The organism is Virgibacillus sp. MG-45 (assembly GCF_036409425.1).
Taxonomy (GTDB): Bacteria; Bacillota; Bacilli; order Bacillales; family Amphibacillaceae; genus LDC-1.
Window position 1 is genome coordinate 112,716 of record NZ_JAXOFU010000002.1, and the last position, 13,941, is coordinate 126,656.

The following is a 13,941-nucleotide window of genomic DNA, read 5'->3' on the forward strand; positions in this document are numbered from 1 at the left end:
CGCATGCACCTACTTCTTATCTTTTTTTGCAACAATTGATACCCAATCTTCCATCTCGTTTGATTCAACGATTGAAAAACCACTATCCTTTAGCTTATTCAAGACCATTTCCTTCTTAGCTTGAATGATGCCAGAAGTAATAAATAAGCCATCATCCTTTAAATTTTTCCAAGCATCTTCCACAAACTGAACAATAATTTCAGCTAAAATATTAGAAACAATAACATTTGCTTGTATTGCTACATTTTGTAATAGATTGTTTTGTTGTACTTCGATTTTGGCTTCTTGTTTATTCGTCTCCATATTTAAACGCGTGCTTTTAATAGCAACATCATCTAAATCATACGCATATACCTTATTCGCGCCTAATGCTGCAGAAGCAATACTTAAAATTCCTGAACCACATCCAACATCAATAACGACATCACCTTTTCGTATAAAGCTTTCCAATGCACGTAAGCTTAATATTGTCGTTGGATGTGTACCAGTACCAAATGCCATGCCTGGATCCAATTCAATCAGAATTTCATCGTCATTACTCGGCTGATAATTTTCCCAAGTCGGAGCAATTGTGATATGATCCGATACCCTCACAGGCTTGTAATACTTTTTCCACGCTGTTTCCCAGTCTTCTTCTTGAACCTCTGATTGAATAATATGATTTTTACCAAGCTTAATGTCATAGTGACGTAAACGATCAATGCTTTGCCTTAAATCGTCCACTTTCTCTGTTAATTGCTCATTAATAGGGAAATAAGCTTTCACATATACCCCTTCATCCGGATAATCACTAGCATCTAATTCAAATATCTCTCCATATAACGGAACGCGGTCAATCATCAAATCTATTGGATCCTCTATTACAACTCCCGCTGCGCCAAACTCATGCAAGATATTCGATATCGGCTCTACCGCTTCATTTGTCGTATGAATACAAATTTCCGACCATTTCAACTTTAAACCACCCATTTCATAAAATACGTGCACAGTTTTAGCTTTTTGAATCGTTATGGTCAGCCTTTATTAATCACCTTTAAAGGCTTTCTTAAACCGTTGGAAAAACGAATCATCTTCTTCATTTATTTGTTCATTTCCACCAATATCACTAAATTCACGCAATAATTCCTTTTGTCGATCTGTTAGCTTTGTAGGAGTTACGATCCGCACTTTAATATGTTGGTCCCCATGTCCATAACCACGTACGTTAGGCGCACCTTTTCCTTTTAAACGAAACACTCTACCTGATTGCGTTCCTGCTGGTATTTTTAACTTCACTTTTCCATGCACAGTTGGCACCTCTACTTCATCTCCTAGTGCTGCCTGTGCAAAAGTGAGTGGTAGTTCACAATATATATGATCTCCTTCTCTTTCAAAAAACGCATGATCGCGAATTTTTACGACAACATATAAATCTCCGGCAGGTCCACCATTTACTCCTGCTTCCCCTTTACCAGCAACTCGAATTTGTTGTCCCTCATCAATACCTGCTGGAATGGTTATATTAATTTTTTTGTTTTTCTTAATGCGTCCTGTCCCACTGCAAGTAGTACATTTATCAGGAATAATTTTGCCAGATCCATTACAGTAATGACATACTCTGCGATTTACAACTTTACCAAAAGGGGTATTTTGTTCTGTATTTAATTGCCCTGTTCCATGACAATGTGAACAGGTTTTCGCCTCTGTACCTGGCTTTGCACCAGAACCATGACATGTATTACAATCCTCTTCTTTTGGAACGGTTATTTCTGCTTCTTTTCCAAAGATCGCTTCTTCAAAGTTCAACACCATCGTATATTGCAAGTCATTACCTTGCTGAGGTGCATTTGGATCACGTCTGCGGCCACCGCCGCCACCGAAAAACATATCAAAAATATCACCAAATCCACCAAAGTCCTGTGCACCACCAAAGCCGCCAAAGCCTTGTCCCTGAGCTCCTGCATGACCAAACTGATCATATTGGCTCCGCTTCTGGTCATCACTTAAAACTTCATAAGCTTCTTTAACCTCTTTAAATTGATCTGCGGCACCCGCTTCTTTGTTTACGTCCGGGTGGTATTTTCTTGCTAACTTACGGTACGCCTTTTTCACTTCTTCTTTTGAGGCATCCTTGGAAACACCTAATACCTCATAATAATCCCGTTTACTCAACTGTAAATCACTCTCCCGATACACTTTTGCATACGTTTTATGTTACCATTTTTTCTTTATTAATGCCAAACAAGGATAGATATTGCTGCTTGATGCATCTATTTATTTATCAAGTTAAAAAGTCAAAGCCAAGAATTTCCTGACTTTGACTTTTTTGTGTAAAGTAGTTATTATTTTTTATCCGCTTCGTCGTCTACTTCTTGATAATCTGCATCAACAACATCTTCATCCGCATTTGCTTCTTGACCTTCTTGTGCTTGATTTTGTTGTGCCATTTGTTCATATAGTTTAACGGATAATTGTTGAACCTGCTCCTGTAAAGCGTCTTTTTTCGCTTTAATTTCTTCCAGATTATCTGTTTCTAATGCTTTCTTTAATTCTTCTTTTGCAGCTTCTGCTTTTTGCTTATCTTCTTCAGAAACATTGTCTGCTAAATCCTTCAATGTTTTATCAGTTGTAAACAATAATTGATCTGCTTCATTTCGAGTATCCACTTCTTCACGACGCTTTTTATCTGCATCCGCATTTTCTTCAGCTTCTTTTACCATGCGATCGACTTCTTCATCAGAAAGACCAGAGGAAGATTTTATCGTAATGGATTGTTCTTTGTTTGTACCCATATCTTTTGCACGTACATTAACAATCCCGTTTGCATCAATGTCAAAAGATACCTCAATTTGTGGTACACCTCTTGGTGCTGGAGGAATATCTCCTAATTGGAAACGGCCAAGCGTTTTGTTATCTGCAGCCATTTCTCTTTCACCTTGCAAGACATGAATATCAACGGCGGTTTGATTGTCCGCTGCCGTAGAGAATACTTGTGAATGACTTGTAGGGATCGTTGTATTACGCTCAATTAGCTTTGTAAATACGCCACCCATTGTTTCAATTCCTAGCGATAGTGGTGTTACATCTAATAGGAGAACATCTTTTACATCCCCTTGTAACACACCACCTTGAATAGCAGCACCTAGCGCAACTACTTCATCTGGGTTTACCCCTTTTGAAGGCTCTTGTCCTGTTTCTTTTTTAATAGCTTCTTGTACTGCAGGGATTCGAGTTGAACCACCAACAAGAATTACTTTATTAATTTCACTTGCAGACAAACCAGCATCTGACAATGCTTTACGTGTAGGAATCATCGTACGTTCTACTAAATCGGAGGATAACTCTTCAAATTTAGCACGTGTAAGATTCATTTCTAGGTGCAAAGGTCCAGCTTCTCCTGCTGTGATAAATGGAAGTGAAATCTGCGTTTGCGTTACACCAGAAAGATCTTTTTTAGCTTTTTCTGCAGCATCCTTCAAGCGTTGCACTGCCATTTTATCCTGTGATAAATCGATGCCATTTTCTTTTTTGAATTCACGTACCATGTAATCAATAATTACATTATCAAAATCGTCTCCACCTAAACGATTATCACCTGCTGTTGCAACTACTTCAAACGTGCCATCTCCAATATCCAAAATGGACACATCAAACGTACCGCCACCTAGGTCATATACTAAAATCGTTTGGTCCTGTTCAGCTTTATCAATACCATATGCTAAAGCTGCTGCTGTTGGTTCGTTAATAATACGTTCTACTTCTAATCCGGCTATTTTTCCAGCGTCTTTTGTTGCTTGACGCTCTGCATCATTAAAATATGCTGGTACAGTAATAACTGCTTTTTCAACTTTTTCTCCAATATAATCTTCTGCATAAGACTTTAAATGCTGCAAAATAATCGCAGATATTTCTTGTGGTGTATATTCCTTATCTTCTAGTTTCTCTTTATAATCTGTACCCATATGACGCTTAACAGATTGTACTGTATTAGGATTTGTAATCGCTTGACGCTTTGCAACCTCACCTACTTGTCGTTCTCCATTTTTGAATGAAACAACAGATGGTGTTGTACGATTTCCTTCTGGATTTGGAATAACTACCGCTTCTCCACCTTCCATCACTGCAACACATGAGTTAGTTGTACCTAAATCAATACCAATAATTTTACTCATTTTCTATTTCCTCCTTCAAACACTTCTATTTATTAACTTTTACCATTGCTGGTCGAATAACGCGATCCTTTAGCATATAACCTTTTTGGAGCTCCTCGACAATTATATTGGACGGTTTTTCACTGTCCTCTACCTGCATTACCGCATGGTGCAAGTTTGGATCAAATTCTTCTCCAACCGTTTGCACTTCAACTACTCCTTGAGATTTTAATGCATCGATTAATTGTCTATACACCATCGATATACCTTCCACATAGCTTTCCGCTTCTTCCGGCACATCAGTTTGTAAGGCGCGATCAAAATTATCAATAGCAGGAAGTAATTCTGTTACTAAATCCTGTGCCTTATATTTTTGGTTTGCTGCTTTTTCTTTTTGTGTTCTTTTCTTAAAGTTATCATACTCTGCTTGGATACGAAGTAAACGCTGATACATCTCATCTTTTTCTTGTTGAAGCTGCAACATTTCCTTATGTAAGTCATCCGTTGCTGCCTCATCATCAGAAGATAGATTCTGTTCTTTTATTTCCTCATCGATAATTACTTCTTGTTCTACTTCGTTCTCTTTATTTTCTTCCATAAATTTATCTGTTGATTTCTCTTCCAACCGTGCCACCTCCATTATAAAACTGCCATCACCGAATATACCATAAAGCAATAATAAAATAAAAAAATGCACTTTGAAGAGGTAGCCGAAAGCTTTGGGCTACTCTCCAGCTTTACTCCTTATCTTGATACCAATGATGTAACGCTTGTGTCATTTCTTCAGACAAGGCATTCATAAGCGTTATTACTTTTCGATATTCCATTCTCGTTGGCCCTATTAAGGCAATCGTTCCCATTTGATTTTCACCTATATCATAGGATGCAGTAATTAAGCTAAGATCTTTTATCGCTTCAAGCTTGTTTTCATTTCCAATCGTTACTTTAATTCCATTTTGAGAGGATTTGATTAGGTCTGCAACCTCATCTTCATTTTCCATCATGGAATAAAATGATCTTATTTTTTCAACATTATTAAACTCTGGCTGCATTAAAATATTGGATTTTCCTCCGATGTACAGCTTAACTGGCTGATCACTAAAAAATACGGAGCTCAAATAATCATACGCAATCTCTACATCATTTACATACTTATTCAAAAGCGCCATGATTTCTGAATGCAAAACATGCTGTAATCGAAGCATCGGCACACCTTGAAGTCGACTATTTAAAATATTGATCATTTTTTCTAAGTCTGACGCTTGCATTTGTGCCGGAACTGTAAAGGTTCGATGCTCTACATGCCCTGCATCTGTAATGAGAATTGCAACTGCAGAACGATGTGATAATGGAATAATTTGCAGCTGCTTTAATTTAGTATTAAATATTTCCGGACCGAGAATAATCGACGTATAATTTGTAATGTCCGATAAAATCTCAGCAGCTTTTTGTACAACCTGCTCCATTTCAAGAAAACCATCCTGGACAATATGTTTCATAATGTGAAGATTTGTTTTCTTGAGCGTCGGCGCGATGACATAATCAACATAATAACGATAGCCTTTTTCTGATGGGATACGACCAGAGGAAGTATGAGTTTTTTCTAAATAACCCATCTCCTCTAAATCTGCCATCTCATTTCGGATCGTCGCTGCACTATAAGGAATATTTCCTTTTTTTGAAATTACTCGCGATCCTACGGGATGTGCAGATTCGATAAAATCATCAATAATGACTTGTAAAATCAATAATTGCCTTTCTGTTAGCATGATGATCACCTCTGTTAGCACTCACATCCCTTGAGTGCTAATTCTAATAATAAATTAACAAATCCTTATTTTTTTGTCAACGCACACGCTCGATATCTTTATCTTCTAATAAGAAATGAGAAAATACATCATTTCCAAATAGTAATCCTTTATCAGTTAAACGCAATGTATTGTTGTTTTCGTCAATCCATTCTTTTTCGATTAGTTTATCAATCGCTTCTCGATATAATACATCATAAGAAAAACCATATTTTTCTATAAATATATTTCTATCAATCCCAGCTCTTTTACGAAGCCCTAAAAACATTTCTTCCTCAACCTGTTCCTTGAAACCAATTTTTTCTATTTGTAAAAGCGGGTGTCCATCCTTCAGCGCTTGCTTGATATACGCAGGAAGCGGGCGAATATTACTCGTTCTCTTTCCAGGTAAATAACCAGATGCACCAGCACCGAAGCCATAATAAAATTCATTACTCCAGTAAGTTAGATTATGCTTGCTTTCAAATCCCGGTTTCGCATAATTACTTATTTCATATTGCGTATAACCGTTTTTTTCCATGCTGTTTTTTAGAAGCTCATACATTGCCACTTCTTCCTCTTGTTCAGGGCGATGCAATTCCCCTTTGCGATGCTTGTTATAAAAGATCGTTTTCGGTTCTATTTGTAATGAATAAGAAGAATAGTGTGGTAAGTGAAATGATAGTGCTTCATTTACGGTTTGTTCAAACTGTTTAACCGTTTGATTTGGTAACGAATAAATTAAATCAATACTTATATTGGAAAAACCATGCTTTTGCAATAATTCTATCGTTTCGTATACATCTTTTACTTTATGTGCTCTACCGATTGCTTCGAGCATGCTGTCATCAAAAACCTGAACACCTAATGAAACACGATTCACACCATAGTGCTTTAAAAGGATTACCTTTTCTTCATCAAAATCACCTGGATTTGCTTCAATCGTAAACTCTTCACAATGATCGACATCAAACTTTTCGTGAATCGTATCAAATAACACCCGTAATTGAGGAACACTTAATGCCGTTGGTGTTCCACCACCAATAAATATCGTTCGTACCTTCTGCTTATTCCCCGTCACATTTACTTCTATTTCATTTCGTAATGCTTGTACATAATCTGAGGCAACTGCTTCATTATAAAAAACCTTTGCAAAATCACAATAATGGCAGATTTGCTGACAGAAAGGAATATGGATATAGACCGCTTGTATCATGACATCCCTACTTTCTAGCGTTCTCATTAAATAAGAAAAGGGAAACTTTATTGGCTATTGTTGCAATAAAGTTGTCCCACATATGTTAATCATCATTCATTTGTAGCACCGCCATAAATGCTTCTTGTGGTACTTCAACTGATCCTACCATTTTCATGCGCTTTTTACCTTCTTTTTGTTTTTCCAATAGCTTTCTTTTTCTCGAAATATCGCCGCCATAACATTTTGCTAACACATTTTTACGCATCGCTTTAATCGTTGAACGTGCAACAATTTTATTTCCGATTGCCGCTTGAACAGGCACCTCAAACTGTTGTCGGGGGATTAATTCCTTTAGCTTTTCAACAATTTGTTTTCCGCGTTCATAAGCAAAATCACGGTGAACGATAAAGGATAAAGCATCAATTGTTTCTGCATTAAGTAAAATATCCATTTTAACAAGCTTTGAGCTCTGATAACCAATTAATTCATAGTCAAACGAAGCATAGCCCTTTGTTTGTGATTTTAATTGATCAAAAAAGTCGTACACAATTTCAGAAAGCGGGATATGATAAACCACATTCACTCGAATATCATCGAGATACTCCATATTTATAAATTGGCCACGTTTTTTCTGCGAGATCTCCATCACCGCTCCTACGTAGTCATTCGGTACCATGATTGTTGCTTTAACAAAAGGTTCTCTAATTTCTTCGATTGATTGCGGATCTGGCATTGTTGATGGATTATCTACGCGCAGTGTTTCTCCATCTGTTTGCTCTACTTCATAGATTACACTTGGAGCAGTAGTAATTAAATCAATCTTAAATTCGCGTTCAATCCGCTCTTGAATGATTTCCATATGCAATAAGCCTAGAAAACCACAACGAAATCCAAAGCCTAATGCTTGTGACGTTTCAGCCTCATATTGCAGTGAAGAATCATTTAATTCCAACCGCTCTAGTGCCTCACGAAGATCATTATATTTATTCGGGTCAATTGGATACAATCCACAAAACACCATTGGATTGAGCTTTCGATAGCCTGGAAGTGGTTCTTCTGCCTTATTAGAAGCTAATGTAATGGTATCGCCTACCCTGGTATCTCCTACGTTTTTAATGGACGCTGTTAAATAACCAACATCACCAACATGAAGTGCTTCTTTTGCATCTGGTTTTGGATTAAAAACACCAACTTCATTTACTTCAAATTCTTTACCAGTTGCCATCATTTTAATTTTATCGCCGACCTTAACTGAGCCTTCCTTCACACAAACATAGGCGATTACACCTCGATAAGGGTCATACAAAGAGTCAAAAATTAACGCTTTTAATGGATCTTCTTCATCTCCTGAAGGAGCAGGCACTGCTTCAACAATTCGCTCTAATATTTCATCAATCCCAATGTTGGCTTTAGCAGAAGCAAGGATGACATCATCTGGATCAATTCCAATTACTTCTTCTAGTTCTTTCTTTACTCGTTCAGGATCAGCACTAGGTAAATCAATTTTATTAATTACCGGAATAATTTCTAAGTCATTGTCTAGTGCGAGGTATACGTTTGCCAATGTTTGTGCTTCAATTCCTTGTGCTGCATCTACAACAAGAATTGCCCCCTCACAAGCAGCCAGACTTCTCGAAACTTCATATGTAAAATCGACATGCCCAGGTGTATCAATTAAATGGAAAATATAGTCCTCTCCATTTTTTGCTTTATACTGTAATTGAACTGCATTTAGTTTAATCGTTATCCCACGCTCACGTTCAAGGTCCATGGCATCGAGAAATTGTTCCTTCATTTCTCGTTGGGTTAATGCTTTCGTATTTTCTAATATTCGATCAGCCAACGTTGATTTTCCATGATCAATGTGGGCAATGATTGAAAAGTTGCGTACATTCGCTTGTTTTCTCACCATGCGTGAAGTTCACTCCTACGTGTCTTTTACCACTTTATCGAACTGTGTAAAAGAAATAAATTTTCTCAAATAATGCTTTATTCGTTTAGATTGCTAGCATTGATTATAGCAATTGCAGCCCTTTGTTTCAAGAATGAATGCAAGGTTTATCCATCTTTCTACCCTTTACGAAATAAAAAAGAAAGTACGCTTTTCCGAATGGATTCGCTGCTCGAGCCGTTCCTACAGAACTAGCATTGCTTCACAGCGAACTTCATACGCAGAAATAGCGCATTTCTTTTTAAGGAGTCTTACACTTTCAACTGTTTGATTAGATGGTGTATTCAGGAAGTCTATTCTAGAGATTAAAAATTCAACTGATTTTTTCATAACAAATCTTTTACGGAAGCTAAAAAAATAGTTGTGTAATTTGATAAAGGATATTTACGACAGCTTCATAAAAATGATTGACACTTTTTTCGAGAAATGCAGCTGTTTTCTGCGTAAAATGAGTAGGTAAACGATCATCTACCGAAACAGTATTTACTTGTTGTGTAACGATGTCACTTTCTTCTTTGGTGGGTTCGACCATTTCATCTTGTGCATCTTTTGTTACGCCCTCATTTAATTGCGCATTTCCGACTTCATTTATTTTATCCATCCCAACTAACATTCCACCTAGAAAGCATATCACTAATAGTAGTAATACAACGAATGACCGCATTCTCTTTCCTCCTTTAATTACTTACTTTTTCAGCATCCCAATAGAAATCACTAAACACATCTGCCAGTGCATCCGCAGAACGGTATAGCTCATCCATATTATTTTCCACGCCACCAAACTCCAACAAAATAGCATTTTCTGATAAATCTTGGTTAAAAACGCCATTTGTTCCTGCGCCTTTTTTGGGTAAAATCCCTCTACTCAAGCCAGGGTACTTTTTTTCCAATAAGTAATGTAATTTTGTAGCAAGCTGAAGATTTTTCTCGTACGATGCATATTCCTCACCAATAACAATCATAATTCTTGCATAGTCTTTTCCATTGATATTCTTCGTCGTTGTTTTTCGAGGCTGTGCATCACGATGAATATCAAAAGCATATTGAAAGTCTTTATTCGTTGCTAAAGCTTCTTTTACTACTTCTCTTGAGGCCTTATAAGACATCCCATACTTCCAGCCTTTATCGTTTAGCATATTCATAATATCCGTTTGATCAACAATAGTGCCGATCCCTTCATTTCGTAATCCCTTTGCTAATCGCTCGCTAATTTTTGTGACGTTTACCTCTTTATGATGGGCATCGTCTGGATTGGATACACCTGGCAAATGCGGCAAAAAAGATTCTCGATTATGTGTGTTATAAATAAACACAATATTTTTATCCCCTGTTGAGGCTTTATTTTTTCCTTGTTCTTCTTTGTCGGCCGCTTGCTCATCTTCTCCGTCAACAACCGCTTCACGATCTTTCAAGACTTCTTCTAAGGGTGGTGACGATTCTACGGGGAGGTTTGTATAATTCGTCCCTTCACCCGCAATCAAAATACGATTATCAAATATAGAAAAACCTGGTATTTCATTTCCCAATAAACTTCTTGGATCATTCGGCTTTATACTTGTAGCAATTTCAAAAAGCGTTGAAGAAACATCTGGAGGCACTTTATCCTGTGGAAACGCTTCTTGAAAGGCTTTATTTTCCATCCCCATTAAAAATAAAAACGTCGTACTATCAATTTTACTTGTCCATTCTGTTACCGTATTCGAAGAGAATCGATAAGCAGGTGAGATTGTTGTCAATACGCCAATAAAAATAAACAAGAGAATAACACTAGCAAAATACGAGCTACTTCTTTTCAACATGAAGGGAACGATATTCCCTTTATTTTTACGTTTCATTTCGTCCTACTCACCTCTTTTGAAGTTGCCATGGAATGATCATCTGTTTTAAATCTATGACAAACAAGTGGAAGGTAGAACTAAAAATTCTCGTATTCTTTCACGTTAACTAGAGTTAATAGAATAAAAATACGCCCAATTTTCGGGCGCATGATGTGTATCTGCTTTATCGTGAGTAAGAAGCAAAGTTATCAATATTTACATTCTCATGAAGTGCTGCATTGATACCATTTGCAATTAAGTGTGACATATCAATCATAAATCCATCCACTTCTTTTGGAGTAACCATTAAATTATGCCCTAATGGTGTAAGCACTTCTGCAATTAATGCTCTTTTTTCTTCGTCTGAAAGATTTCCTACCATTCCAAGAAAGGCATTTCTTTTTTCTGCGTCAGGCATATCTTCTTCCGCTAGCTTTTTTCTTCCAAATGAGAAGCCTCCAGGTGCCAGTGCTTGAGCGGGACGACCCTTGTCTCGCCATTCTTTCCCAAAATGCTTCAAAATAAAATCAATGGTATCACTTGTAATCGTAACCGCATCCACTACAGTCGGAACACCAATTGCTAAAACTGGAATACCGAGCGTTTCTTTACTTAATTCTTTTCGTTTATTTCCTACGCCTGAGCCTGGATGAATCCCTGCATCAGATAATTGAATCGTTTCGTTAATTCGTTCAATAGACCTTGAAGCCAGTGCATCTACCGCAATAACAAAATCAGGATTGAACTTTTCGATAATCCCATGAATAATATTACTTGTTTCAATTCCTGTTACACCCATTACGCCAGGAGTAACCGCTGCTACAGAACGGTATCCATCGTGAACCGTTTCATACTCTAATTTAAACAAATGACTCGTTACCATAACCTTTTCTATCGTCATCGGTCCTAACGCATCCGGAGTCACATTCCAATTTCCGAGTCCAACAATTAAACCCGTCGCATCGCTCTCTATTTTATTTTTCTTTAATAGCGCTTCTAATTCTTTTGCCAATAGTTTAGCTGCATCTTCTTGACGCTTTGTATCTTGTCGCTTCACGCCATCTGCATAAATAGTTACATATGTTCCAGGCTTCTTGGCAACTAATTCGGAGCCTTCCGCATCAATTTCTACATAAGCAATACGAATATCGTTTTCTGTTCTTTCTTTTGTTATAACACCTTTTATTTCTTCCTCTTTTTTATTTTCCTTTTCCACGTACATATTTTTTGCTTCAATAGCTAAATCTGTACGCACTTGAAAATTATCCGCTTCCTTTTTCACAGCATTCTTCCTTTCTTATACATTTCTATCCATATCGTGCACTATTTATCAAAATTCATACAATTGAAGCGCAATGTATAACAAAGCTATTGAAAACATGGAGCGGCTTTGGTAAAATATCTCTTGTTACATTCGTTTTTATTGACGAGTTGTATCATTGGGAGGTGAAAGAATTGGCTAACATTAAATCTGCTATTAAACGGGTTGAAGTAAATAACAAAAAACGTTTACAAAATCAATCTGATAAATCAGACATGCGTTCACAAATTAAACAGGTTGAAAAATTTGTAGAAGCAAAAGACGTAGAAAATGCACAAGCAGCATTACGTCAAGCAAGCAAAAAAATTGATAAAGCGGTACAAAAAGGGATTATCCATAAAAATACGGGTGATCGTCAAAAATCCCGCCTAACAAAACAAGTAAATAAACTTGGTGCATAATAAAAAACGATCCAATTGCGGATCGTTTTTTATTTTAACTTGCAGTTACCATCTCATGAAGTAATAGTTCGAAAGCTAAGCCTTTTTCCATCTTTCCTTGCTTCATTACAGCATCTGCATTAGCTAAGTTATCTATTATTTTATGTAGTCTTGGGATAGTAAATTGACTTTCTCTGCTTAACGCCACCTTTACTACATATGGATGAACACTAAGATTCTTTTGTATTTGTCCTTGACTATATCCCTTTGCTTTTAGGAGCTTCACACGTAGTATCATTCGAAATTGATAAGCTAATAATCCAATTAGAGCAATCGGCTCTTCCTTTAACTTTTCTAAATCTTTATAAATAGCTACTGCTTGATGTAATTTGCGTTCCATTACGGCATCTACTAAGCGTAAAGAAGAACTATTCGTTGTATGCGATACGAGCTCTTCCGCAACTTCTTTCGTTACCGCACCATTTTCTCCAACATACAAAGCCATTTTTGTAAGCTCGTTCTCCAACATTTGCAAATTACTTGTTTGTTCTCTCAGCAATACTTCGATTGCAGCTGATTCAACTGTAATATGCAATTGTTCCGCCATTCCGTGAATCCATCTGTCAACTTCTTCTGACTTTACTGGATTACATTCTGCAACAGCAGCTGTTTTCCGAAATAACTTTGTTAATTTTTTCCGTTCATCTAACTTTTCATATGGCGCAATAAAAACGATCGTTGAATAATCTACAGGTGATTCAAGATACCTCTCCAGCATCGTAACATCATGCTCAAATGGAAGCTTGTCCTGCTTCGCCTTTAAAAAAATTGGGTTATGGATAAATATTAATTTATTTTCACCCAAAAAAGGATATGTTTCCGCATCAATGATTACTTCTTGAATAGGTGTTTCTTCCAAATCATATGTAACAGCATTTGCAGCATCATCAATGCCATGCTTTAGAAAAAGCGCTTGTAAGTTTTGGATAAAATATGCTTCTGTTCCATATAATAAACTGACAGCAGGTATATGCTTTGCTTTTATTTTTTTTCGCATTTCATTGTAGGACAATCCATCCACCATCTTTCAAAATCTCAAATAAAAAGACATTCGTCATTTTCACTCTATCTATAATGGTAATCGGATGCATCGGGAAACGCAAGAAAATAATGAGAGGGAGAGGATGCCTTGATTCTCCCTCCCTGATCTATATAAACGTTTAAACCACAGCCCTAGGAACTGTCACTTAAACGATATTTGATCATTTTTAGACTAACCTGGAGTGTTTAAAATATAGCTGTTAAGTCTTTCTAATAATGGGGTCGATTACATTGCAGAAGAATGGATACCTACCAT

Annotated in this window: 12 protein-coding genes; 1 reads left to right on the top strand and 11 read right to left on the bottom strand. The window is 36.9% G+C overall.

Going from position 1 to position 13,941, the window contains the following annotated elements; genetic code table 11:
• Positions 1-9 precede the first annotated feature (9 nt).
• The 10 genes from prmA to gpr form a co-directional block, all read right to left on the bottom strand.
• The gene (gene prmA / locus SPK86_RS02785) at positions 10-954 is read right to left on the bottom strand and encodes a 50S ribosomal protein L11 methyltransferase (protein WP_284140446.1); all 945 of its coding nucleotides are present in this window, start codon (positions 952-954) and stop codon (positions 10-12) included.
• A 69-nt stretch (positions 955-1,023) separates the two neighbouring features.
• A complete protein-coding gene (gene dnaJ / locus SPK86_RS02790) occupies positions 1,024-2,151 on the bottom strand; it encodes a molecular chaperone DnaJ (protein ID WP_330948617.1) in 1,128 nt (375 codons plus the stop codon).
• Between the two features lie 170 nt (positions 2,152-2,321).
• Positions 2,322-4,151 (bottom strand): molecular chaperone DnaK, encoded by a 1,830-nt coding sequence (dnaK, locus tag SPK86_RS02795; RefSeq protein WP_330948618.1) that lies wholly within the window; start codon positions 4,149-4,151, stop codon positions 2,322-2,324.
• A gap of 25 nt (positions 4,152-4,176) precedes the next feature.
• Positions 4,177-4,755 (bottom strand): nucleotide exchange factor GrpE, encoded by a 579-nt coding sequence (gene grpE, locus SPK86_RS02800; protein ID WP_330948619.1) that lies wholly within the window; start codon positions 4,753-4,755, stop codon positions 4,177-4,179.
• 112 nt (positions 4,756-4,867) lie between these two features.
• Positions 4,868-5,899: a heat-inducible transcriptional repressor HrcA gene (gene hrcA, locus SPK86_RS02805; RefSeq protein WP_284140450.1), complete on the bottom strand. Its 1,032-nt coding sequence runs from the start codon at positions 5,897-5,899 to the stop codon at positions 4,868-4,870.
• Between the two features lie 76 nt (positions 5,900-5,975).
• Complete coding sequence (gene hemW, locus SPK86_RS02810; protein ID WP_330948620.1) at positions 5,976-7,133, bottom strand: radical SAM family heme chaperone HemW; 1,158 nt, start codon at positions 7,131-7,133, stop codon at positions 5,976-5,978.
• Positions 7,134-7,218: 85 nt separating this feature from the next.
• Entirely contained in the window at positions 7,219-9,027 is a 1,809-nt protein-coding gene (gene lepA, locus SPK86_RS02815; protein ID WP_284140452.1) for a translation elongation factor 4, read from the bottom strand.
• A 388-nt stretch (positions 9,028-9,415) separates the two neighbouring features.
• Positions 9,416-9,730 carry a hypothetical protein gene (locus tag SPK86_RS02820; protein ID WP_284140453.1) on the bottom strand — a complete coding sequence of 105 codons (315 nt, stop codon included), beginning with the start codon at positions 9,728-9,730 and terminating at the stop codon, positions 9,416-9,418.
• A 13-nt stretch (positions 9,731-9,743) separates the two neighbouring features.
• A complete protein-coding gene (gene spoIIP, locus SPK86_RS02825) occupies positions 9,744-10,901 on the bottom strand; it encodes a stage II sporulation protein P (RefSeq protein WP_284140454.1) in 1,158 nt (385 codons plus the stop codon).
• Positions 10,902-11,067: 166 nt separating this feature from the next.
• Positions 11,068-12,165 carry a GPR endopeptidase gene (gene gpr, locus SPK86_RS02830; RefSeq protein WP_330948621.1) on the bottom strand — a complete coding sequence of 366 codons (1,098 nt, stop codon included), beginning with the start codon at positions 12,163-12,165 and terminating at the stop codon, positions 11,068-11,070.
• 173 nt (positions 12,166-12,338) lie between these two features.
• Between gpr and rpsT the strand changes: the two genes are divergently transcribed.
• A complete protein-coding gene (gene rpsT / locus SPK86_RS02835) occupies positions 12,339-12,605 on the top strand; it encodes a 30S ribosomal protein S20 (protein WP_284140456.1) in 267 nt (88 codons plus the stop codon).
• A 34-nt stretch (positions 12,606-12,639) separates the two neighbouring features.
• On the opposite strand, the gene holA is transcribed toward rpsT, so the two are convergent.
• Positions 12,640-13,656: a DNA polymerase III subunit delta gene (holA, locus tag SPK86_RS02840; RefSeq protein WP_330948622.1), complete on the bottom strand. Its 1,017-nt coding sequence runs from the start codon at positions 13,654-13,656 to the stop codon at positions 12,640-12,642.
• Positions 13,657-13,941 lie beyond the last annotated feature (285 nt).

Coding starts and splice junctions, on each gene's coding strand:
- dnaK (WP_330948618.1), bottom strand. CDS start 4,151: ATGAGTAAAATTATTGGTATTGATTTAGGTACAACTAACTCATGTGTT.
- hrcA (WP_284140450.1), bottom strand. CDS start 5,899: ATGCTAACAGAAAGGCAATTATTGATTTTACAAGTCATTATTGATGAT.
- hemW (WP_330948620.1), bottom strand. CDS start 7,133: ATGATACAAGCGGTCTATATCCATATTCCTTTCTGTCAGCAAATCTGC.
- lepA (WP_284140452.1), bottom strand. CDS start 9,027: ATGGTGAGAAAACAAGCGAATGTACGCAACTTTTCAATCATTGCCCAC.
- SPK86_RS02820 (WP_284140453.1), bottom strand. CDS start 9,730: ATGCGGTCATTCGTTGTATTACTACTATTAGTGATATGCTTTCTAGGT.
- spoIIP (WP_284140454.1), bottom strand. CDS start 10,901: ATGAAACGTAAAAATAAAGGGAATATCGTTCCCTTCATGTTGAAAAGA.